Annotated in this window: 15 protein-coding genes and 3 pseudogenes; 6 read left to right on the top strand and 12 right to left on the bottom strand. The window is 62.8% G+C overall.

Annotated features, from left to right (window positions below):
* Positions 1-77: 77 nt before the first annotated feature.
* Positions 78-1,487, top strand: coding sequence for a helix-turn-helix domain-containing protein (locus A9D13_RS07405; protein ID WP_066772077.1), 1,410 nt, complete (start codon positions 78-80; stop codon positions 1,485-1,487).
* A 167-nt stretch (positions 1,488-1,654) separates the two neighbouring features.
* On the top strand, positions 1,655-2,230 hold the full coding sequence (locus A9D13_RS07400; protein WP_082922199.1) for a J domain-containing protein: 576 nt from the start codon (positions 1,655-1,657) through the stop codon (positions 2,228-2,230).
* Between the two features lie 101 nt (positions 2,231-2,331).
* On the opposite strand, the gene A9D13_RS07395 is transcribed toward A9D13_RS07400, so the two are convergent.
* Both A9D13_RS07395 and A9D13_RS07390 read right to left on the bottom strand, forming a co-directional pair.
* Entirely contained in the window at positions 2,332-4,206 is a 1,875-nt protein-coding gene (locus tag A9D13_RS07395; protein ID WP_066772148.1) for an AMP-binding protein, read from the bottom strand.
* Positions 4,207-4,271: 65 nt separating this feature from the next.
* Positions 4,272-5,654, bottom strand: a complete 1,383-nt coding sequence (locus A9D13_RS07390) for a DcaP family trimeric outer membrane transporter (protein WP_066772147.1) — start codon at positions 5,652-5,654, stop codon at positions 4,272-4,274.
* Between the two features lie 247 nt (positions 5,655-5,901).
* Here A9D13_RS07390 and acs point away from each other — a divergent pair, with 247 nt between their 5' ends.
* Together acs and A9D13_RS07380 are read left to right on the top strand one after the other, a co-directional pair.
* Positions 5,902-7,869, top strand: coding sequence for an acetate--CoA ligase (gene acs, locus A9D13_RS07385; protein WP_066772145.1), 1,968 nt, complete (start codon positions 5,902-5,904; stop codon positions 7,867-7,869).
* A 67-nt stretch (positions 7,870-7,936) separates the two neighbouring features.
* Positions 7,937-8,638 (top strand): response regulator transcription factor, encoded by a 702-nt coding sequence (locus A9D13_RS07380; protein WP_066772075.1) that lies wholly within the window; start codon positions 7,937-7,939, stop codon positions 8,636-8,638.
* Here A9D13_RS07380 and A9D13_RS20450 read toward each other — a convergent pair.
* The 10 genes and pseudogenes from A9D13_RS20450 to A9D13_RS07335 all read right to left on the bottom strand — a co-directional run.
* The gene (locus tag A9D13_RS20450; protein WP_156521953.1) at positions 8,635-8,775 is read right to left on the bottom strand and encodes a hypothetical protein; all 141 of its coding nucleotides are present in this window, start codon (positions 8,773-8,775) and stop codon (positions 8,635-8,637) included. The two genes, A9D13_RS07380 and A9D13_RS20450, sit on opposite strands and share 4 nt — an antisense overlap.
* On the bottom strand, positions 8,754-12,014 hold the full coding sequence (locus A9D13_RS07375; protein WP_066772073.1) for a PAS domain-containing hybrid sensor histidine kinase/response regulator: 3,261 nt from the start codon (positions 12,012-12,014) through the stop codon (positions 8,754-8,756). The genes A9D13_RS20450 and A9D13_RS07375 overlap by 22 nt, the downstream gene beginning before the upstream one ends.
* A gap of 136 nt (positions 12,015-12,150) precedes the next feature.
* Complete coding sequence (locus A9D13_RS07370; RefSeq protein ID WP_066772071.1) at positions 12,151-13,926, bottom strand: sodium:solute symporter family protein; 1,776 nt, start codon at positions 13,924-13,926, stop codon at positions 12,151-12,153.
* Between the two features lie 10 nt (positions 13,927-13,936).
* On the bottom strand, positions 13,937-14,221 hold the full coding sequence (locus A9D13_RS07365) for a DUF4212 domain-containing protein (protein ID WP_066772069.1): 285 nt from the start codon (positions 14,219-14,221) through the stop codon (positions 13,937-13,939).
* Positions 14,222-14,366: 145 nt separating this feature from the next.
* Positions 14,367-15,059: an exonuclease domain-containing protein gene (locus tag A9D13_RS07360; RefSeq protein ID WP_066772067.1), complete on the bottom strand. Its 693-nt coding sequence runs from the start codon at positions 15,057-15,059 to the stop codon at positions 14,367-14,369.
* A complete protein-coding gene (locus A9D13_RS07355) occupies positions 15,056-16,942 on the bottom strand; it encodes a putative nucleotidyltransferase substrate binding domain-containing protein (RefSeq protein WP_066772065.1) in 1,887 nt (628 codons plus the stop codon). The genes A9D13_RS07360 and A9D13_RS07355 overlap by 4 nt, the downstream gene beginning before the upstream one ends.
* Positions 16,943-17,007: 65 nt before the next feature.
* Positions 17,008-17,427 (bottom strand): hypothetical protein, encoded by a 420-nt coding sequence (locus A9D13_RS07350; RefSeq protein ID WP_066772064.1) that lies wholly within the window; start codon positions 17,425-17,427, stop codon positions 17,008-17,010.
* 108 nt (positions 17,428-17,535) lie between these two features.
* Positions 17,536-18,543: an aldo/keto reductase gene (locus A9D13_RS07345; RefSeq protein ID WP_066772063.1), complete on the bottom strand. Its 1,008-nt coding sequence runs from the start codon at positions 18,541-18,543 to the stop codon at positions 17,536-17,538.
* A 500-nt stretch (positions 18,544-19,043) separates the two neighbouring features.
* A pseudogene (locus tag A9D13_RS07340) lies at positions 19,044-19,448 on the bottom strand (ATP-binding protein); the annotation flags it as partial.
* Positions 19,449-19,497: 49 nt separating this feature from the next.
* Positions 19,498-19,902 (bottom strand): annotated as a pseudogene (locus A9D13_RS07335) (IS21 family transposase); the annotation flags it as partial.
* A 113-nt stretch (positions 19,903-20,015) separates the two neighbouring features.
* Between A9D13_RS07335 and A9D13_RS20065 the strand changes: the two are divergent.
* Together A9D13_RS20065 and A9D13_RS07330 are read left to right on the top strand one after the other, a co-directional pair.
* Positions 20,016-20,252: pseudogene (locus tag A9D13_RS20065) on the top strand (ATP-binding protein); the annotation flags it as partial.
* A gap of 506 nt (positions 20,253-20,758) precedes the next feature.
* Complete coding sequence (locus A9D13_RS07330; RefSeq protein ID WP_066772060.1) at positions 20,759-21,571, top strand: enoyl-CoA hydratase/isomerase family protein; 813 nt, start codon at positions 20,759-20,761, stop codon at positions 21,569-21,571.
* Positions 21,572-21,884 lie beyond the last annotated feature (313 nt).

Here is a 21,884-nt window from a genome sequence, read left to right as displayed (position 1 = left end):
GCGCGGTGTATTGTTGTCAAACTTTACAAAACATGCTTGTATAGTTGTAAGGACGTTTACAGCGGGATTGTGAAGGCATGGCGCGCAAGGCGATCTACCTGGGGCCAAGGCTCAAGCGCATGCGGCGCGAGCTGGGGCTGACGCAGGCCAACATGGCCGAGGATCTCGACGTGTCGCCCAGCTATATCGCGCTGATGGAGCGCAACCAGCGCCCCGTGACCGCCGATTTGCTGCTGAAGATCGCGACCACCTATCGCATAGACATTTCCGATCTGGCGGCTGGCGACAGCGAAGAGGTGACGACCCGGCTGCAGGCGGTGCTGCGCGATCCGATCTTTGCCGACATCGACCTGCCTTCGCTGGACGTGGCCGATATCGCCACCAGCTATCCCGGCTTTGCCGAAGCCTTGATGCGCCTGCACACGGCTTACGGCGAGGAGCAGCTGGCATTGGCGGCACGGCGCGAAACAGAGCGCGGCGGCGGCGGCGCGGCGGCGGCGAGCGTGATCGACCCGGTGGCCGAGGCGCGAAACTTCCTCGCCGCGCGCCGGAATTGTTTTCCCACGCTGGACGATAGCGCGTCGCTGGCGGCGCAAGACCTGCCGACGATCTCCTCGATGATCGCCCGAATAAAGGAGAAGCATCGTCTGGAGGTGACTTTCGCTCCGCCAGAGGTGCTGCGCGGGGCGATGCGCTGGTACGATTACCACCGTCGCCGCGTGATGTTCTCCCGCCAGCTCGACCATAAGGCGCGGCGTTTCCAGCTCGCCCTGCAACTGGCCGTGCTGGAACGGGGCGAGGAGATCGAGGCGGCGATCGGGGAGGGCCGGTTCGAAAGCGACAATGGCAAGGTGCTCGCGCGCCGCGCGCTGGAAAGCTATTGGGCCGCGGCGCTGCTGATGCCTTATCGCCCTTTCCTCGATGCGGCAAAAAGGCTGCGATACGACATGGACGCGCTGACCTATGAGTTTCAGGTCAGCTATGAACAGGTCGCGCACCGCCTGACCACGCTGCAGAGGCCGGGGGCGGAAGGCGTGCCGTTCTTCTTCATCCGCGTCGACCGCGCGGGGAACGTGTCAAAGCGTCTCGACGGTGCGGGCTTTCCCTTTGCACGGCATGGCGGGGCCTGTCCGCTATGGAACGTGCACAAGGCTTTCGACCGCGAAGGCGAAGTGCTCGTCCAGCGGATCGAACTGCCCGATGGCGAACGCTATATGTCGGTTGCGCGCACGGTCATATCAGGGGGGGGCAGCTTTCACGCCCAGCGCATTACCCGCGCAGTCGCACTGTGCTGCGCCGATGCCCGCAAGGGCGAGCTGGTCTATGGCGACGCGCTCAAGGAAGACGAGGTTACGCCGATCGGCATCGCCTGCCGCTTCTGCCATCGCCCGCAATGCATCGCCCGCTCCGCCCCGCCGATGGGCCGCGAATTGCGGTTCGACCATTATCGCCAGTCGGGCGTGCCCTTCGCCTTTGCCGATGAGTGAGGCTTTCGGGCCGCATTGCCCGATGCCGTGATAACTCGGACCTGCGCATTGCTAAGCGCAGGGCGAAGTGTTTTAATTAAGCGTTAGCTCTGAATTAATAAACTTTTGCAATATTAAATATAAACCCGATCCATGGCTGAGTTTTTGAAACTCCGAAGCGAGTCCATATGATGGGATATGAGCAGAAAATAACCGATTATTACGAGGTGTTGAAAGTAAATCCGAGGTGCGATGCCCGCGTCCTCGAACTTGCCTATCACCACTTCGCCAAGATGTATCATCCCGACAATCGGGAGACATCCGACCCCCGCAAGTTCAGCGAGGTAATCGAGGCCTATCGCGTGTTGCGCGACCCGCAGAGGCGATCGGAATACGACCGCCGCTATCAGGCCGGTGAACCGCGCGTTGCCGCCGCGCCCGACACCTCTGGCATCGTCGATGAGGAAACCGCCATCAGCGATGGCGAGGTGCATGCGAAGATTCTGCTCACGCTTTACAAGCGGCGGCGGGAGAACGGTTCGGATCCCGGCATGATCGGCTGGTTCATTCAGGAAATGTTGGGCTGTTCGCAGGACATCTTCGATTTCCACATCTGGTACCTGAAATCGAAGGGCTTCATCGAAGTGACCGAGCAGGGGACCATCGCGGTCACCGTCGATGGCATCGACCACGTCATCAACACATCGAAAGCGACGCAGGCCGAGACGCTGATGCTGCAGGAAGCGAAATTGCGCGGGTCTTGAGCGGGGCACTGCCGTCAAGGCGGTAAGATCGCTGGCATGAATGCGTTGGCGGATGGGGCGAGGGGTACTGACCGCGCCGCCATCCCGGCCTTATCCGCTGTTCATGCCTTCGCCTTTTCCTCCGCCACATGGGCGATCAGCGTGTCGATCACGCTCGCATCCTCGATCGTCTGCGGCACGATGATCTCGTCCCCATTCTCAATCGCGCGCAGCAGGTTCCTCAGGATCTTGCCGGACCGCGTCTTGGGCAGGCCGTCGACGAAATGGACCGTGCTGAGACAGGCGATGGGCCCTATGTCCCCGCGGATCGAGGTGATGAGGTCCTTTCGGATCTGGTCATGGTCGCCGGTGCCTGCTCGCGCCACGACAAAGCCGACCGGCGTCTCGCCCTTCAGCGCATCGGCTGCGCCCACGACGGCGCATTCGACGACGGCGGGGTGGTTGGAGACGACCTCCTCCATCTGCCCGGTCGACAGGCGATGGCCCGCGACATTGATGATGTCGTCGGTGCGGCCCATGATGTGGATGAAGCCGTCTTCGTCGATCATGCCCGCATCGCCGCTGGTGTAGTGACCGGGGAAATCGGCAAAGCCTGCCTTGAACCGTTCGGGATTGTTCCACAGCGCGCGAAATGCGCCGGGCGGCAGCGGCTGTTCGATCAGCAGATTGCCGACCTTGCCGGGCTCTACTTCCTGATGCGCGTCATCCTGAACCTTGAAACGGAAGCCGGGCACCGCGCGGCCCGCGCTGCCGACGCGGATCTCGGTCTCTCCCCGGCCAAAGCAGGTGGCGATGGCGGGCCAGCCGATCTCGGTCTGCCACCAGTGGTCGATCACCGGCTTGCCCAGCATGTCGGCGATCCACAGCAGCGTGTCGGGATCGGCGCGTTCGCCGGCAAGGAACAGGGCCTTCAGCGATTTCAGGCTCGCTTTCCGGATGAATTCGCCATCGGGATCGGCGCGGCGAATGGCGCGGATCGCGGTGGGCGCGGTGAAGAGGACCTTCACCTTATGCTTGTCGACGAGGTTCCAGAATATGCCTGCATCGGGCGTGCCGATGGGCTTGCCTTCGAACAGGATCGTCGCGCAGCCTGCCAATAGCGGGCCATAAACGATATAGCTGTGCCCCACGACCCAGCCGATGTCGGACGCGGCCCAGTAAACATCGCCCGCCTCGACGCCATAGATATGCTCCATCGACCAGGCGAGCGCAGTGGCATAGCCGCCATTGTCGCGCACCACGCCTTTTGGCGTGCCGGTCGTGCCGGAGGTGTAGAGGATGTAAAGCGGGTCGGTCGATTTGACCGGCACCGGATCGACCGGCTTTGCGGCGTCATAGGCCGCGTTCCAGTCGATGTCGCGATTGGGGATCAGATCGGCGCGCAGTTCCTCGCGCTGGAGAATGATGGTCGTTTCGGGCTTGTTGGTGCAGCGTTCGATCGCGGCATCCAGAAGCGGCTTGTAGGCGATGGTGCGATTGGGTTCGAGGCCGCAGCTGGCTGACAGCACGGCGACCGGCTGGCAATCGTCGATCCGCTTGGCGAGTTCGGGCGCAGCGAAGCCGCCGAACACCACCGAATGCACGGCGCCGATCCGCGCGCAGGCCAGCATGCCGAACACGGCTTCGGGGATCATCGGCATGTAGATGACGACGCGGTCGCCCTTCTTGACGCCCGCATTCACCAGCATGCCGGCGGTGCGCGCCACGCGCTCCTGCAATTCGGTGAAGCTATAGGTCGCGTCGCGCCCGGTGATCGGGCTTTCATAGATTAGCGCGGGCTGATCGCCGCGGCCCGCCGCGACATGGCGGTCGACCGCATTTTCGCAAACATTCAGCTCACCATCGGGAAACCAGTGGTCGTCATCTTCGTCATGCGCAATTGCAGGAAAGCGCGCCCAGTCGAGCGCGCGTGCCGCATCCATCCAGAACTGTTCGGGATTGGCCGTCGCCTGCTCCAGCGCCTTGGCGTAACTCATCACTTCGGTCTCCCCATTGGGAAGACCGGGCGGGGCCGCGCCAGCCCGCCCGGTCCTCGTCATCGTCAAAAAGCGTATTTCGCGGTGGCCTGCACCTTTTGCAGATTGCCGCTCGCGCCCGCTTCGTTTTCGCGTTCGGCATACATGTATTCGATGCCGAGATCAAGTTTCGGAACGGGTGAGTAGATGATGTTGGCCATGGCATTCCACACATTGTCGGTGGGGCTGCCGCTCGTCAGGCTGACCGGGTTGTCAGCCTTGAAATAGCTGCCCGCGATGGTGGAGCGCATCTTGTCGGTCCAGACATGGCGGAACGCGGCATAGCCCGAATAGGTGAAGATCGGGTCGAGATTGCCATTGGCGTCGATCGCCGCGTCATTGACGATATTGGCGCCGATATAGCGGCCAAGCCCGTCGCCGACCGTCCCCATGAAGCGGAAGTCGTCCTTTTCGCCGATCGGGATCTTGCCCGAAACGGAAACGCCATAGCCCCATGCGCTGTCGGACCCGCTGGCGAGCACATTATCAGAGGCATTGAGCTGGCGCGCGATGGCAGCGACCGTGACCGGGCCATCATAGCGCACGATGACGTCGGGCATCTGGTCGTCGGAAGGCAGGATGCGTCCGCCGACCGAATTGGTGATGGTCGTTTCGGGCTGCTCCACCGCGATCGAGATGCCGCTCTTCGTCTTGTAGCGGATCATGGCCTGGCGGTTGAACACGGTGCCCGGCATCACGCCCACGAAATCGACGCTCTCAGGCAGCGCGCCCACATTCTGGAATGTCGACCACGCCTGGCCGAACGTCCAGCCGCCATAGGTCAGGAAGGCTTGCCGCATGCGCGGGACATAGCTGTTCGACACGCGCTGGTCGCCGCCCGATGTGACGAGAAAGTCCATCTCGATATGGCTGCCCAGCGTCTTGTCGCCGACCGGCGTCGCGGTTTTCAGGATCATGCGCGTCTGGCGGGCGTGGAAATGGGTGTCCCATCCCGATGCCGATCCGCCAACGGGGATCAGGCTGGGGATCAGGAAGTCGCGATTGATGCTGTCGCCCGGCACCTGCCCGCCGCTGGTGCGCTGGCTGATGGCGTCCATCTTGACGTATCCGCCAAGGCTGAACTGCGTGCCGCCGATGCGGAAGCCTTGCGTGTCCTTTTCCTCCATCGCGGCAACGCGGGTTTCGATCTGGCCTTGCTGCTCGGCCACCGCGCGCGTCTCGGCCACGGCGGCGCGCATTTCCTGCGCCATCGCGGCGTCTTCGGCGCTGGTTGACTGCGCCGCATCGAGGCGGGCCTCGAGCCGCTCCATCATGGCCTCCAGCCTGTCGAGGCGGTCCTCGATGCTGGCATTGTCCTGCGCGGACGCCGACGCGGGCACAAGCGCGCTCGCCGCCAACAGCGCGGCCACCAGCGCGCCGGTCTTCCTCCCGGTTCCTGATCGTGACATCATTCCCACTCCCCATTTTATCGTGTTTTTACGGCCCGTCACGGCGGGTCCGATGGGGCAAAACTTGCAGCGCGAGAGGTCACTTCCCAGCTAGCGGATGGTCTATAAGACTTTCGTCGCACAGACCGGCCACTGCGAATCGGGCTAGTTTTCCGCGCAAGCGAACGCGCTGCGTGGAGGAGAGACCACGCAGGAGAGCGGGGAGTGGGCCCCGTCTCGGCGCGACAAGATCACGATGGGAGACGACATGCAGGACACACTCGAGCACGCAGGCGAAATCGTTCCGGTTCCGGCCGCCGCGATCGAAGGCACCAGCTGCACCGGCGGGCAATATGACGCCATGTACGCGCGGTCGATGGACGACCCCGACGCTTTCTGGCTCGAACAGGCCGAGCGGCTCGACTGGTTCAAAAAGCCGACCAAGATCTCGGGCTGGAGCTTCGATCCCGTCGAAATCAAGTGGTTCGAAGATGGCGAGCTCAACATCTGCCACAACGCGCTCGATCGCCATGTGGCAAACGGTCGCGGCGACCAGACCGCGCTGATCTTCGAACCCGACAGCCCCGAAGATCCGGTGCGCAAGTTCACCTATGCCGAGATCCTGGAAAACGTGATCCGCATGGCGAACACGCTCAAGAAGATGGGCGTGCAGCGCGGCGACCGCGTCACCGTCTATATGCCGATGGTGCCCGAAGGCGCCTTTGCCATGCTGGCCTGCGCCCGCATCGGGGCGGTGCATTCGGTGGTGTTCGGCGGCTTTTCGCCCGATGCCATTGCCAACCGGATCGAGGATTGCCAGTCCGACTATGTCATCTGCGCCGATGAAGGCCTGCGCGGATCGAAGCGCGTGCCATTGAAGGCCAATGTCGATGCGGCCCTGGAAAAGATCTCGGTCAAGGCGGTGCTGGTCATCCGCCACACTGGCGGCGATGTCGCCATGACCGAAGGGCGCGACCACTGGTTCCACGAATATTCCGAGGGCGTGTCCACCGAATGCCCGTGCGAGGTGATGAACGCGGAAGACCCGCTATTCATCCTCTACACTTCCGGCTCCACCGGTAAGCCCAAGGGCGTCGTGCACACCACCGGCGGCTATTCGGTCTGGACCGAGACGACCTTCCGCTACACCTTCGATTACCGTGAGGGTGAGGTTTACTGGTGCACCGCCGATATCGGCTGGGTCACGGGACACTCCTATATCGTCTATGGACCGCTGCAGGCTGGCGGCACCGCGCTGATGTTCGAAGGCGTGCCCAACTATCCGGCGCATGACCGGTTCTGGCAGGTCGTCGACAAGCACAAGGTCAACATCTTCTACACCGCGCCCACCGCGATCCGTGCGCTGATGCGCGAAGGGAACGACCATGTGACCAAGCATGATCTTTCCTCCCTGCGCGTGCTGGGCACGGTGGGTGAGCCGATCAACCCGGAGGCATGGCGCTGGTATCACGAATTGGTCGGCCATGGCGAAGCGCCCATCGTCGACACCTGGTGGCAGACGGAAACCGGCGGCCACATGATCACCACCCTGCCGGGCGCGCATCCGATGAAGCCGGGCAGCGCGGGCCGGCCGTTCTTTGGCATTGCGCCGCAGCTGGTCGACAATGACGGCACGGTGCTCGCCGACGAATCGACCGGCGGCGCGGCAGAGGGGAACCTTTGCATCATCCGCAGCTGGCCGGGGCAGGCGCGCACGGTCTATGGCGATCATGAGCGTTTCATCCAGACCTATTTCAGCACCTATCGCGGCAAATATTTCACCGGTGACGGCTGCCGCCGCGACGAGGACGGCTATTACTGGATCACGGGCCGCGTCGACGATGTCATCAACGTGTCGGGCCACCGCATGGGTACGGCCGAGGTCGAAAGCGCGCTGGTCCTGCATGAAAAGGTCGCAGAGGCCGCGGTCGTCGGATATCCGCATGATATCAAGGGGCAGGGCATCTATTGCTATGTCACGCTGAATGCGGGCGTGGATGCGGATGATGCACTGACCAAGGAGCTTCGCGCGTGGGTCCGTACCGAAATCGGTCCGATCGCAACGCCTGATCACCTGCATTTCACGCCGGGCCTGCCCAAGACCCGTTCGGGCAAGATCATGCGCCGTATCCTGCGCAAGATCGCCGAGAACGATTATGGCTCGCTGGGCGATACCTCGACCCTTGCAGACCCATCGCTCGTTGATGGCTTGATCGAAGGCCGCCTTAATCGCTAAGCTCGGCCCCGCCGGATGGGAACGACCGTCCGGCGGGGAGAGGGTTCAAGCGAAAGGGGGCCAGTCCATGGCCAGTTACCCGAGTACGGCAGATAGCCAAACGGGACGTATCGTCATTGCCGACGACCACCCGCTGATGCGCACCGCCATTCGCGCATCGGTTGAGAAGGTCTGGCCCGGATCGCGGATCGTCGAAGTCGCCGATGCCGCCGCCGCGAGGCAGGAGGCCGAGGTCGGCGGTGTCGCGCTGATGACGTTGGACCTGCACATGGCGGACAGCGCCGGATTGCTCACGCTGATGGAGCTGCGGAAGGATTTTCCGTCCATGCCCGTCGTCGTCGTTTCGGCGAGCGAGGAAAGCCGCATCCGGCAAGGCACGAAATCGCTGGGCGCTTCGGCCTTCATCCCGAAAAGCGCGCCATTGGACCAGATGCGCGAGGCGCTGGCGGCCGTGGCTGAAGGTGATCTCTGGTTTCCGGATGACAGTACCGACCAGCCCAGCGATGAGGACGCCGAAGCACTGGCGCGGCTGGCCAAGCTGACGCCTGCGCAGCGCAAGATCCTCGCGCTGGTCGCAGAAGGCAAGCTCAACAAGCAGATCGCGCATGAGATGCAGATTTCCGAAGCCACGGTGAAGGCGCATCTTACCGGCATCTTCCGCCGGTTGAACGTGATCAACCGCACGCAGGCGGTGCTTCTTGCGGGCAAGCTCGACGATCCGGGGCTGCCGCCACTGGAAGACGACGTGCGAGCCGCTTCCGCCAGCTAGGCCCCGGCCAGCGCGTTCACCAATGCCCGCAGCGCCGGGGGCGAGGGCGGCTTTATCATGCGCTGCGCCGCGATCTTTTCCGCTGCCGCCTTGGTCGCGGCGGTATCTTCCGCCGTCAGCAGGATCGCGGCACACACTTGCCCCAGCGTTCGAACAATTGCTGCGCGGCACGTTCGCCGGTCAGCCCGTTGTCGAGGTTGTAGTCCATCAGCAAGAGATCGGGCGCACGGGTCAGGCGCACCTTCGACGGATCGCTTTCCGCCGTAACCGCATAGCCCCAGCGCATCAGCAGGCTTTCCAGCGCGGCCAGCGTGTCGGGGTCATTGTCGATGCACAGCACATGGCCGCCGCTCTCCGTCCTTGCAGCTTCGCGCATCGGGGTGGCAGCGGCGGTGGCCTTGCCCGGCTTTGCCATCGGCAGGCGAAAGGAGAAGCAGCTGCCCCTTGCCAATTGGGAACTGACCGTGACTTCCGTCCCCAACATGGCCGCAATGCGCCGCACGATAGCAAGTCCCAACCCGAGACCCACGCCGCCCCCCGATCCGCCATCGCCGCCCGTTTCATTGTCGCTGCCCGGCAGGCGGTGGAATTCGGCAAAGATCGCCTCGCGCTCCTTTTCCGGGATGCCGGGACCCTGGTCGATCACCATGATCTCGACATCCGCGCCGCGCCGCTTCGCGCCCACCAGAATGCGCCCCGCGCGCGAATAGCGAACGGCATTGGTAACGAGGTTCTGGAGGATCGAGATAAAGAGCCCCCGGTCGGTTTCCAGCCACAGGCCACAGGGTAGCACGGTCAGCACCAGCCCCTTGTTCTCGGCCTGGATCTCGAATTCGTTTGCGATCTCGGCCAACGCGAGATCCAATTGGAACAGTTCGGGTTCCACGCGTGCCTTGCCGCCATCGAGGCGCGAGATGTCGAGAAGAGCGCGCAGCAGGCGGTCGGCGGTTTCGATGGACCTGTCGATCTGGCCCAGCAGTGCACGTTCGCGGCGGCGGTCGGGGGCAATGTCGTCCGCCAGCGCGCTGGCAAACAGGCGCGCGGCATTCATCGGCTGGACGAGATCGTGGCTTGCCGCGGCAAGGAAGCGGGTCTTCGACGCGGTCGCGGCCTCCAGCGCGGCGTTCGCCTCGGTCAGCTGTTCGGTGCGTTCCTGGATCTTCGCTTCCAGCTTCTGTTCGGCCATGCGGTCGACGGTGATGTCGGTATAGCTGGTCACATAGCCGCCGCCCGGCACGGGATTGCCGACGATCCTCAACACCCGGCCATCGGGCAATTCGCGTTCGGTGTTGTGGCGGTGCCCTTCGCGCAGATGATCACGGCGCTTGGCGATCTCGCTGGCGATCGCATCTTCGGGCACACCCAGCTTGCGCATGTTGAAGGCGAGCAGGTCCTCGATCGGACGGCCGACTTCGACCAGTTCGGCGGGGTAGCCGAACATGCTGACATAGCGGTTGTTCCAGGCAACGAGGCGCTGCTCTGCATCGACCACCGACACGCCCTGGTCGATGTTCTCGATCGCGATCTGAAGGAGTTCGGCACCGAACTGCAATCGCTGCGAGGTTTCGTCGAACATGGCCACGACCTGCTCGACCGGGACGGGGTCGCCTTCCAGTGTTGACTGGATCAGCGTGCGGGCGGACGAGGCGCCGATGATCGTGCTGATCATGCGTTCGCTCGCATCGATCAGCGCCTCGTCCGGGGTTTCGGCATCGCCATAGCTCTTGCCCGTGACGAGGCGCAGACGGTTTATCGCCTCGCGCGCGCGGTCGGGGCCGACGAATTGTTCGATAAGCACGCGGAAATCGGCGACGCGGGTGCGGGTGGCAAGGCGCACATAGCCAAGATCCGCCTGCCCGCGATCGACGAAGGCGACAGCCTGCACCCTGTCAATCAGCGCCGGTTCGCCCGCCAGCGAAAACAGGATGAAGAAAAACAGGTTCGCCGAAAGGCTGAGGAGGATGCCCGAGACCAACGGATCATTGCCCGGCAGTGGCGGCGCGAACTGCACGCCAGACACCGGAAGGGCAAGGAACAATAGCCACAGCGCAAGGCCGATCAGCAGACCGGCGATCATGCCGGCGCGATTGGCCTTGCGCCATGTAAAGCCGAGGATCAGCCCCGGCGCGAATTGCGCGACCCCGGCAAAGGCGATTTCGCCAAGGCCTGCCAGCGTCGCCGTGCGGTCGATGGCGGAGAGGTAGAACAAGGTCAGCAGGAACAGCGCCGCGATGGTGCCCCGGCGCAGCATGACCAGCGCGCGCCCCACCGATCGCGCCGCGCCGCGCTGGCGCATCTGTTCGCGGAAGATCAAGGGCACGAGAAGGTCGTTGGCGATCATGTTCGACAGGGCGATGCCGGTCACGATTACCATGCCGGTCGATGCCGAAAGCCCGCCGATAAAGGCAAGGATCGCCAGCCAGCCGGCATCGAAATGCAGCGGCAGGGCGATCATCAGCATGTCGGGGGATGTACCCTGCGGCCCAAGCACGCCACCAGCCAGCATGACCGGCACGATGGCCGCGCAGATCAGTGCGAGATAGATCGGAAACAGCCAGCGGGCCGCACCGCGCAGGCGATCTTCGCGTGCCTCCACCACAAGCATGTGGAACTGGCGCGGGAGGCAAAGCACGGCGATGGCCGACACGAACAGCATGACCACGAAATGCAGGTCGAACTGCCACGGCTGAAAGGCGGACACCGAATAGGCCGCGATGAGATCGTCGGGCGCATCGGACAGCAGCACAACGGCGAAAATGGCGACGGCGGCAAGCGCGATGAACTTCACCACCGCCTCAAGCGCGATGGCAAGGACGAGACCGCGATTGTGCCCGGTCAGCTCTGGCCTGCCGGTTCCAAACAGCATGGCGAATACGGCAAGCGTCGCCGCGACGGCAAAGACCACCTGATCGGGCCCGAGGATCGCGGCGAGTTCGGGCGACAACGCGCCCAATGTCTGGCTCACCGATTTCAGCTGCAGCGCCATATAGGGCAGCGCCCCGAACAGGCAGATCAGCGTGACGAGCGCGGCCACCCATGCGCTTTTCCCATATCGCGCGGAAAGAAAGTCGGCGATCGATGTCGAATGCTGCGCCTTGGCCGTATGCAGCAGCCGGTCGACGAACCGGCCGAACAGGGTGAACAGCAGGATCGGACCGAGATAGATCGGCAGGAATTGCCAGCCCGATGCGCTGGCAGTGCCGACCGCGCCGTAAAAGGTCCAGCTGGTGCAATAGACGCACAGGGCAAGGCCGAGGATGACGCGTTTATGCCGTTCGGCAAAACGGGCGAGCACGGGGCGGTCGCCCGCGTCCGCTACCCAGAAAAGCAGCGCGGCATATAATATCGCCACCAGCGGTACGGCCCAGATCGACATGGCCAGAAACTCAGCCCCTCCAACGTGATCGCGATCAGCGATAGCCGAAAAGATCGAGGGGCGACAGTTGCCTGCCGCCCCTCTTTCTCAGGTTTGCCGCCGCCGCTTCCGATGGCGGCGGCAAGATTGTCAGCCCTTAGTGGGCATGGGCGCCTGCCGCACCGCGCGGGACGCGGATGGAATCGACAAGGCGGGCCACTTCCACCGGCGGCTTCGAAGTCATCTTCATGACAACGATGGCCACGGCAAAGTTCAGCAGCATGCCGATCACACCGATCCCTTCGGGCGAGATGCCGAAGAGCCAGTTTTCAGCGACGTTGGCATCCGGGTTCATCAGCTTGAAGTAAGCGATATAGCTGAAGGTGAAGACAAGGCCCGTGACCATGCCCGCGATCGCGCCTTCCTTGTTCATGGCCTTGGTAAAGATGCCCATGAAGATGGCCGGGAACAGCGACGCTGCCGCCAGGCCAAAGGCGAAGGCCACGACCTGCGCCACCCAGCCCGGAGGATAGATGCCCAGGAAACCGGCAACGACGATGGCGCAGGTTGCCGCCACGCGCGCTGCCAGCAACTCGCCCTTTTCGCTGATGTCGGGCTTGAACGTGCTCTTCAACAGGTCATGGCTGACCGCGGTGGAGATCACGAGCAGCAGGCCCGCCGCCGTCGACAGCGCCGCGGCAAGACCGCCGGCTGCCACAAGGGCGATGACCCAACCCGGCAGGTTGGCGATTTCGGGATTGGCCAGCACCATGATGTCCTTGTCGACATAGACCTCGTTGGCGTTGTCGGTCAGGACTTCATTGTTAAGCAGGCGCTGCCCTTCGGCACCGGTGCCTTCGGCATAGTCGGGCGCGCCCTTGAAGGCATCGCCCTTGGCGATTTCCATCACGCCGTCGTCGTTCTTGTCGACCCAGGCGATCAGGTTGTTCTTTTCCCAATTGGTGAACCAGCCGGGTGCTTCGGCATAGGCGGTGCCATCGACCGTCGCGTTGAAGTTGATGCGCGAGAACGCCGCGACCGCCGGGGCCGTGGTGTAAAGAAGCGCGATGAAGATCAGCGCCCAGCCGGCCGACTTACGCGCGTCGGACGCCTTGGGCACGGTGAAGAAGCGCACGATAACGTGGGGCAGGCCAGCCGTGCCGATCATCAGCGCGGCGGTGATGCAGAACACGTCGATCATCGACTTGCTGCCGTCGGTATAGGGGCCGAAACCCATCTCCTGAAGCGAGCTGTCGAGCTTTTCGAGCACATACATGCCCGACCCGTCATTCACGGTCGACCCAAGGCCCAGCTGCGGGATCGGGTTGCCGGTGATCAGCATCGAGATGAAGAACGCCGGGACCATGTATGCGAAGATGAGCACGCAGTACTGCGCCACCTGCGTATAGGTGATGCCCTTCATGCCGCCCAGCACCGCATAGAAGAACACGATGCACATGCCGATGATCACGCCCAGTTCCACCGACACGTCGAGGAAGCGCGAGAACACGATGCCCACGCCGCGCATCTGCCCGGCGATATAGGTGAACGAGATGAAGATCAGGCAGATCACCGCCACGGTGCGCGCGACTTTCGAATAGTAACGCGTGCCGATGAAATCGGGGACGGTGAACTGGCCGAACTTCCTGAGGTAAGGCGCAAGCAAGAGCGCGAGGACGACATAGCCGCCCGTCCAGCCCATCAGATAGACCGAACCGTCATAGCCCATGAAGGCGATGAGACCGGCCATGGAAATGAACGACGCCGCGCTCATCCAGTCGGCGGCGGTGGCCATGCCGTTGACGACGGGGTGAACGCCGCCGCCTGCAACATAGAATTCCTTGGTGGAACCAGCGCGCGTCCAGATCGCGATCCCGATATAGAGCGCGAAGCTGACGGCGACGAAGATATAGATCAGGGTCTGTGTCGACATGTCCGCCCCCTCAATCGTCAAGGTCGTAGTGGCGTTCGATCCGCTTCATCTTCCAGGCGTAATAGAACACCAGCAGGATAAAGACGTAGATCGAGCCTTGCTGCGCGAACCAGAAACCCAGCGGGAAGCCGCCGATCATGAACTGGTCGAGGAAGTCGCGGAAGAGGATCCCGCAGCCGAACGATACGATGAACCAGATCGCCATGAGCGATACCAGCAAGCGGATATTCTCTTTCCAGTAGGCCTCGCCGTGTCCGTTTTCGGATGGCGGCGAGCCGAGATTTTCGTCGGACATTGTCAGTCCTCCCCCAATGTCTCTTGTTGCACTAACTGCCACCGTCCAAGCCGGGTGCAGCCCATGTTCAGGGTTAAGGAAGGAGGGCCGCTTTCACAGAGCGACTTTCGTCTAATGCCGTAAATGGCGGATTTCTGTGGCCCGATCAGCGGCGAACGAGATCACCCAATGTGAGCGCAGTGCAGCCGTGATGCGCGATCTGCGCCATCAGCAATTCGGCGCAGGCCAGCGCATCGGTGAGGCCATCATGGGCGGTATAGGCAGGCAGGCGGTATCCGGCGCGCAATTTCGCAAGGCGTAGCCCGTCAGCGGCGCGGGTGCGCGGAAACCAGCGGTTTTCAAGGCTCATGGTGCAGATGAACGGCGCGACGAAAGGCGTGCCATAGACCCGCCTGCACGCGGCATCGAGGAAGCCCGCCTCTATATCCGCGAAATGGGCGACCAGCGGCTTTCCGGCCAGCAGCGGCAGCAGCAGAGCCAAGGCCTCTTCCTCGTTCATGGCATCGACCAGCGCATCGTCGGTGATGCGGTGGACGATGACGCTCGATGGCGACAAGGCATCGGAGGGGCGGATGCGGATGCGATGCGCGCCATGAGCGGGGATCGCATTGATCCGCGTCAGCACCACGCCTGCTTCCAATATGGCGCTCTGTTCGAAATCGAGGCCGTCTGTTTCGAGGTCGATCGCCATCATCTCCAGCCCGCTGACCGGGAGCGAGAAAGCGGGGAGGCCAGCGGCATAGTAATCGCGCAGCGGCCCCTCTGGAGCGAGAGCTGCTGCTTGCTCGAATTTGCGTTTGAGCCGCCGTTCGCGGCCCGGCAGGAGCCATTCGATCATGTTACCCCGCCCGCATATTTGCTGCGCGCCTTGTCCAGCTGATCGCGGATCATCTTGAAGGCATCGCGCAGATGTTCGCGGTCAAAGCGTGACAGGCTGGCAGGCGGCAGCTTGTTGGTGGGCGCTTCGCCTGCTTCCACCTGCTGGGCCTGGTGGCGAAGGCGCACATCGCGCACGAATTCGAATGCCGCGGCCAGATCGCGCGCGGCATCAGCGTCAAGGCTGCCGGCATCGCCTGCGGCGCGCAGCCGTTCCAGCGTATTGGTCGCAGGTGTCGCATTGGCGAGCGCATGCAGGCGCGCAATGTCGACGATCGGCGCGATGGCCTGCGTCTTGAGGTCGAGGACCTGCCCTTCCTTGGCATCGTCCTGCAGCAGGAAATTGCGGAAAAAGCCGAGCGGCACCCGCGTCGTCGCCGCTGCCCGCGCGACGAAGGAGAGGAAGATCTTGTTGACGCTGGCGGCAGCGAAGACATCGCGGCGCAATTCATCCACCAGCGAGTGGTCCCCGGCAAGGCAGCGCATGTCGAAGAAGATGGTGCTTTGCAGGATGGCATCGGGATCGGGCTGGCCGATCCACTGGAAGAAGCGCATCTCCCACTGCGGCACGCTTTGCCGATAGAGCCGGTTGGTGGCCATGATCTCGCCGGGGCAATAGCGATAGCCTGCCCCGTCGAGACCATCGGTCAGCCGCTTCGCCATCTGTTCGAAATAGGGTAGGCGGCCTGCTTTCTGGTGCCCTTCGGGAAAGATGAAGCCATTGTCCTGATCCGACCCCAGCGCCTGTTCCGCCCTCGCGAGCGAGCCGAAACAGACCAGCGCATAAGGCACGGGCGGGGGCCCAAGCTCTTCCTCCGCCAGCCGCAAGATCCGGCGATGCGCGCTTTCCCCGATGGTGGAGACATAGCGCGAGACATGGTCTGCATCGACGCCCGCCGATACCAGCCCCGTTACGGCGCCCGGCAGCAGCGAACAGGCGCGCGCGACCTCTATGTCGCTGCTCGCCGAGCTGATCTCCTTTGCGATCAACAGCGAGTTGGAGCCGAGGCGGGCGAGAATGTCGTTGGACGAGATCACCGATACCAGCGCCCCGCTCGTATCGGTGACCGGAAGATGATGGATGTGACGTTCGGCCATCATGACCAGCGCGGTAAGTACCGGCGTATCCTCAACGGCGGTAATCGGATGTTCGGTCATGATCTCGGAAAGGGGCAGGGCAGTGTCGATGCCCGGCGCCAGCACGCGGCGGCGCAGGTCCTTGTCGGTCACGATCCCGACCAGCATGTCGCCATCGGCGATCGGCAGGGTGGACACGTCATGCTCGGCCATCAGCTTTGCCGCCTCGGCAATCGGCATGGCGGGCGGGGCGGTCACTACCTCGCGCCTGCGGTTGAGCGAGCCGATGGGGCCATGTGCGCCCAGCGCCTCTGACGCATCGCCCGCAGCCATCCGGCGCGACCCTTCCAGGGCACGGCGCAGGCGGCCTGCCTCGTCAGTATCGAAGAAAGCGCGAAAGTCGCTGTCGGCACGGCGCTGGTCGAGGAAGGCCTGCTTCTCGACGCGGTAAAGGAGGGTATCCTCCAGCGCGATTACCTCGTTCTGCGCAGGGCCGCCGCGGATCAGCGAGGGGTAGCCGAAGCTTTCCCCTTCACCCAACCGCGCATTGAGATCGGTGCCTCCCAGCTTCAGTTCCACCGCGCCCGAGCGGACCACCGACAGGAAACGATTATCATCGCCCGCCGTGGTGACGGTGCTGCCGCGGCGATAATAGGAAACCTCTGTATGGCGGACGAGCGATCCCAGGGCCTGCGCCGATAGTCGTGAAAAAGGCGGATGGGCGGCAAGAAAGGCATGGATCTCGCCCAGTTCTGAGTCGCTGGTCATGATGCGAGCGAAACTATGCCTGTGCGCAGGGGCGGTCCATCAGCGAAAGGTCGTAAGCGGGCGGATTATTCGCCACCGGACGCAGGTTCCGGACAATGGCTGACGCATCGCGTACCCGCGTTCGGGGTCATGTGTCCGCTGACCTTGATCCCCGCCCCGTTCGACAGGCGATAGCTGGAGGCGTCGGTCCCCTTCAGCGGATCGACTCCGGCAGGAATGCGGCCCCCGGTAGAAGCAGAGCCGCCGCCCCGGCGTGGCGCGCGATAGGTGCCGCCGCCATTGCCGCCATTGCCGACGCGGACCGCATTGGCGGCATTGCCGATGCTGCCCGAAATTGACCTGCCAAGCGAACGCTGAGCGCCGCCGGTACCGGCATTGCCGGACAGGATGATGGCGCTTTCCGCAGCATCCTGCGCTTTTGCCGTGCCCGCGCCGCCGGCAATCGCGAGAGCCGCGCCAGCTGCGAGAATGGAAATCTGCCGCATCGTATCTTCCCTCCACCCGTTTTCCCACGGGGGAAGGTGCGCCCGTTCGCCGATGGTGGCAAGGCTCCTCCTGGGCCTGTGCCATCATCGGGCGAAACGCCGGGGCCGTCAGTCGGGCGTCGCGGCATCCGGGTGGATCAGCATTTCGCGGCGCAGATCGTCCCAGAACGCGGCCGGGATCGGCGTGTCCATCGCCGTCGCGTCATTGATCGCTTCATCCGGGCGGCCCATGCCGACGACGACCGCCTGCGCCACGTCGGGCGCCTTGGCGAATTGCAGTGCGGCATCGAGCAGGCTGACCCCATGGTCGAATCCCACTTCGGCCAGTTTCTTGCGCTTTTCCATGTGATCCTTCGAAATCACACCGCTGCTCGCGCCGTAATGATAGCGGTGCACGCCTGCCAGGAACCCGGCGTTCAGCGACGAGCCGATGACGAAGCTGTTTCCTTTTTCGCGCGCCTTGGGGAATACGGTCTCGACCGGATAATCGTGCTCGATCAGCGAATACTGGCTGGCCATCAGGTGCAGGTCGGGATCGGAATCCTCCATGCACTTCATGATCGGTTCGGGGCTGTTCACGCCCATGCCCCACGCCTTGATCACGCCTTGGTCGCGCAGTTCGCACAAGGTTGCGAAACAGCCTTCGACCGCCTCGGGCCATAGTTCCAGCCACGGTTTCGGCAGCGCGTCTTCGTTGTCGGGCGACAGGTCGTGGACATAGATAATGTCGATGCTGTCGAGCCCGGTGCGCTGGAGCGTGTCCTCGATCGAACGCATGGTCGCATCGCGGCTGTAATCATACACCTCGATATTGGGTGAGGGCGAATAGGGCATGAGCTGCTGGTCGCGATGCTCGCGCCCGGCCTTCAGCAGGCGCCCGACCTTGGAGCTGAGGATGAAGCTGTCGCGCGGCTGGCGGTGCAGGAACTGGCCATAGCGTCGTTCCGCAAGGCCAAGCCCGTAATGCGGCGCGACATCGAAATAGCGGATGCCTGCCTGCCATGCGGCATGCAGGGTTTCGGCGGCCTGTTCGTCGGTGGTGACGCGAAATTCATTGCCGATCGGCACGCCGCCCATGCCGATGTCGTGGGGAAGTTGGTATTTCTCGGTGCTCAATTACTAACCTTTCATATGGTGAGTAATCGCAACGAACGCCCGGTTGCGCAGTTCCGTCAGTCGACGGACTGAGGCTGGAGATGTGGCGGTGCGTTGATCCCGCTGGCAAGTCAGGCGGCTACGGCGGCGCAATCGCGAGTGGCCTTCGAAGCACCAATGGTGTCCTGGCGGTGATGTTCGCGGTGGGCAGGGGAATGGCGGAGACGGAGGGATTCGATTTAACAATTCAATTATCTATAATATAAGATTATCCTGGAAGTGGGCGCTAAAAAACGCCCCCGGGCGTGCCCCGAAAGACGGTTGATGACCTTGCCGAACATTCGGCCAACACTCGATGCGGCACCTACCCGTCAATCGGCGCGCAAACGGGGACCGGGATCGGCGCTCAATAGGGGGCCAGGTTTTTGATACGCACTTACGTCGTTGCGGGACGGCGTAGGGCGTAGCCCGGAGACGTTTCGCAACGACGTAAATGGTTTTCTTTCGGCTTTGCTGCGGGCTCAGCTGCGGTTCTTGAAGCGCCAGCTATCGTTGCCGGTCTCGATGATGTCGCAATGGTGGGTGAGCCGATCGAGTAGAGCCGTGGTCATCTTCGCATCGCCGAACACGGTGGGCCATTCGCCGAAGGCGAGGTTGGTAGTGACGATAACCGTGCGTTCATACAGGCGGCTGATGAGGTGGAACAGCAATTGGCCGCCGGTTCGGGCGAACGGAAGATAACCCAGTTCGTCGAGGATCAGCAGATCGACCCGCTCCAGGTGTTCGGCGAGCTTGCCGGTACGGTCCTGATGGACTTCCAATTCGAGCATGTTGACCAGATCGGTGGTGTTATAAAATCGGGCCCTGAAGCCACTACGGATACAGTTGCGCGCGATGGTGATGCTGAGATGGGTCTTTCCCGAACCGCCCGCCCACACACGGAATTCCTGACAGTCCCCCAAGGCCCCCATGTGAGTCGAACTGGTAAGCCTCGCCGGGCTCAAAACTCAGCGGCACAAACGCAGTTGCCGTGCGCCCCACTTCCTCGCGTTGCCAGCAGCGCGCATGACGGCGGACCGTATCGTAACCGCCTTCATATCCCGGGGCTCGCAACGCTTCGAACAACCGGATCAGCGTCAGCCGTTCGCGCCGCGGCTTGCGTTCGTTCTCCGCCAGTAATCGTTCGAGTTCTTCAACGTAGGCGCCGAGCTTCGGCTTCGGCTGAACCGTGCGATCGTAGATGAACTTGCCGTCCTCGGCCTCAATCGCCTTCCTGACAGTTTTCCTCGATACATGCAGCCGCCGCGCGATCTCGCGCACCGATTGCCGCTGCACAAAATATGCGCGCCTGATCCGGCCAATCGTCTCCACCGTCGTCATCCTCCGCCTCGTCGTCAGCCCAAATAGCCAACGAACATAGATGACCCGGGGGTGGTCCCCGATTAGGCGCCGATCACCGAGTCAGGTGGGCACCAATTGCACGCCGATTCACAAGCAAGCTCTACGAGCCTACCAGCGTCATCATCACCACCAACCTCAGCTTCTCCGAATGGGCCAGCGTGTTCGGCGATGCCAAGATGACCACCGCCCTGCTCGATCGGCTGACCCATCACTGCCACATCCTCGAAACCGGAAACGACAGCTTCCGCTTCAAGGCTTCCGCCGCCAACAGCACAACCAAAAAGGAAATAAGCCGACCCTTGACCAAACCCGAAGCCAGGGGAACATAGGCACCCCGCAACCCGGGTCACTTCTCGATGAAAACCCCGGGTCAACTCTCAGTGAAAATCAACATCCTGCAATTACAGATCCTTGCCTAGCCAAGGAAATCTAGGGCCGAAAACTCCATCTGCGAATGGTCCAAAATTCAGGTGGCAGAGCAGTCCGTCCGATGCGCCCCGCTGCCCAAGTGTAGCAGAGGTTCGGGGCCAAGAGGTACCGGGCCTGCCTTGCGGCCCAACTCTGGGTTGCTGCCATCACCGCGCAGGGCCTCCAGCACGATGCGGATTTTGCCTTTTACCGATAGATAGCGCCGAATACGCCGCTCGATTTCTCTGACGACTACATTAGCACAGGGTTTGCCCGCCCGATTGGAATTCGGCCGTGCGTGGGCCGTGGTGCGACCGCATGGTCTGTGATTTTGGACACTGAGCCTTTGTAAAGGCCTATTCCTCTTTTCTGTTCGACCGATGGACTGTATCGGGTTGGCCCGTTCCGAACATCGCAGAGAATTTTAATGACCGAACTGCCATACGACATTGACGGCGCAAAACTTTTGATCTCCGGCGCGGTAGCAACGATCCTGCTCGATCGGCCGCAGGCGCGCAATGCCATGCAGTATCGAGTGTGGTCCGCCCTGCCGGACATGATGGCGAAAGCATGTGCCAATCCAGAGGTCGGCGTAATCGTCATTCGTGGTGCAGGCGGGACTTTCGGCGCAGGGAACGACATCTCCGAACTCGGCCAGATCTGCGGCGATGCGGATGCCTGTCGCAGCTATGGTCTGGCCATGGCGGGATCCATGCGGGCCATCGAAATGGCGGCCAAGCCGGTCATCGCGGCCATCGAGGGCAATTGCTACGGTGCATCGGTGGCCCTCGCCATTGCAGCAGACCTGCGGATCGCCTCCGATACGGCGCGCTTTGCCATCACCCCGGCGAAACTGGGGGCCGTTTACCTGCAAAGCGATCACCATCGGCTTGTGTCGCTGATCGGCCCTGCGCGTGCACGCCAGATGATCTTCACCGCGCGCTCCATCGACGCGGCACAGGCAGAGGCATGGGGATTGATCAGCCAGGTCGCGGCCCCGGACCGGTTCGAGGAAGATCTGGCCGCACTGGTGGATGGGCTGCTTTCCGGCTCTGCCTACACCTTGATGCAAAGCAAGCGGATGATCCGTTCATGCGCCGATTGCGAAGCACCGGAAGAGACGGAGGAGACTGTCGGCTGGTTCGTCGATGCGATGCTGGGGCAGGATTTCGCAGAGGGCCTGGACGCCTTCCTGTCGAAAAGGAAGCCGCGCTTTGCCTCAGGCTACGGCGGCGCGTAAATGGACGAATAACGCCGCGCCGCGCGCGTTGCTGTCATGTACGGCTGGTGCCCAGACTCACATTGCTTGATCGGCTGATGATAGGGCGGCTATAGCAATCGCCATGGTCCGGAAGTCCCGCATATGGCCTTCGTCTCAAGGGATGCGCCAATCCGGTGCTACAATGTACCGACAGGCTATCGGGTGTCCCGACAGCCTGTCGGCCGGTATTATTGGATGCATTTTGCGCGGAGGATTCCCAGTCGCAACGCGACCACTGCGTGCCGGTCCGGACATCGGGCATGCCAACGCCCGGTACCGACACGCAGTCGTC

Source organism: Croceicoccus mobilis (assembly GCF_001661965.1).
Taxonomy (GTDB): Bacteria; Pseudomonadota; Alphaproteobacteria; order Sphingomonadales; family Sphingomonadaceae; genus Croceicoccus; species Croceicoccus mobilis.
This window is presented reverse-complemented; position numbering and strand designations above follow the sequence as displayed.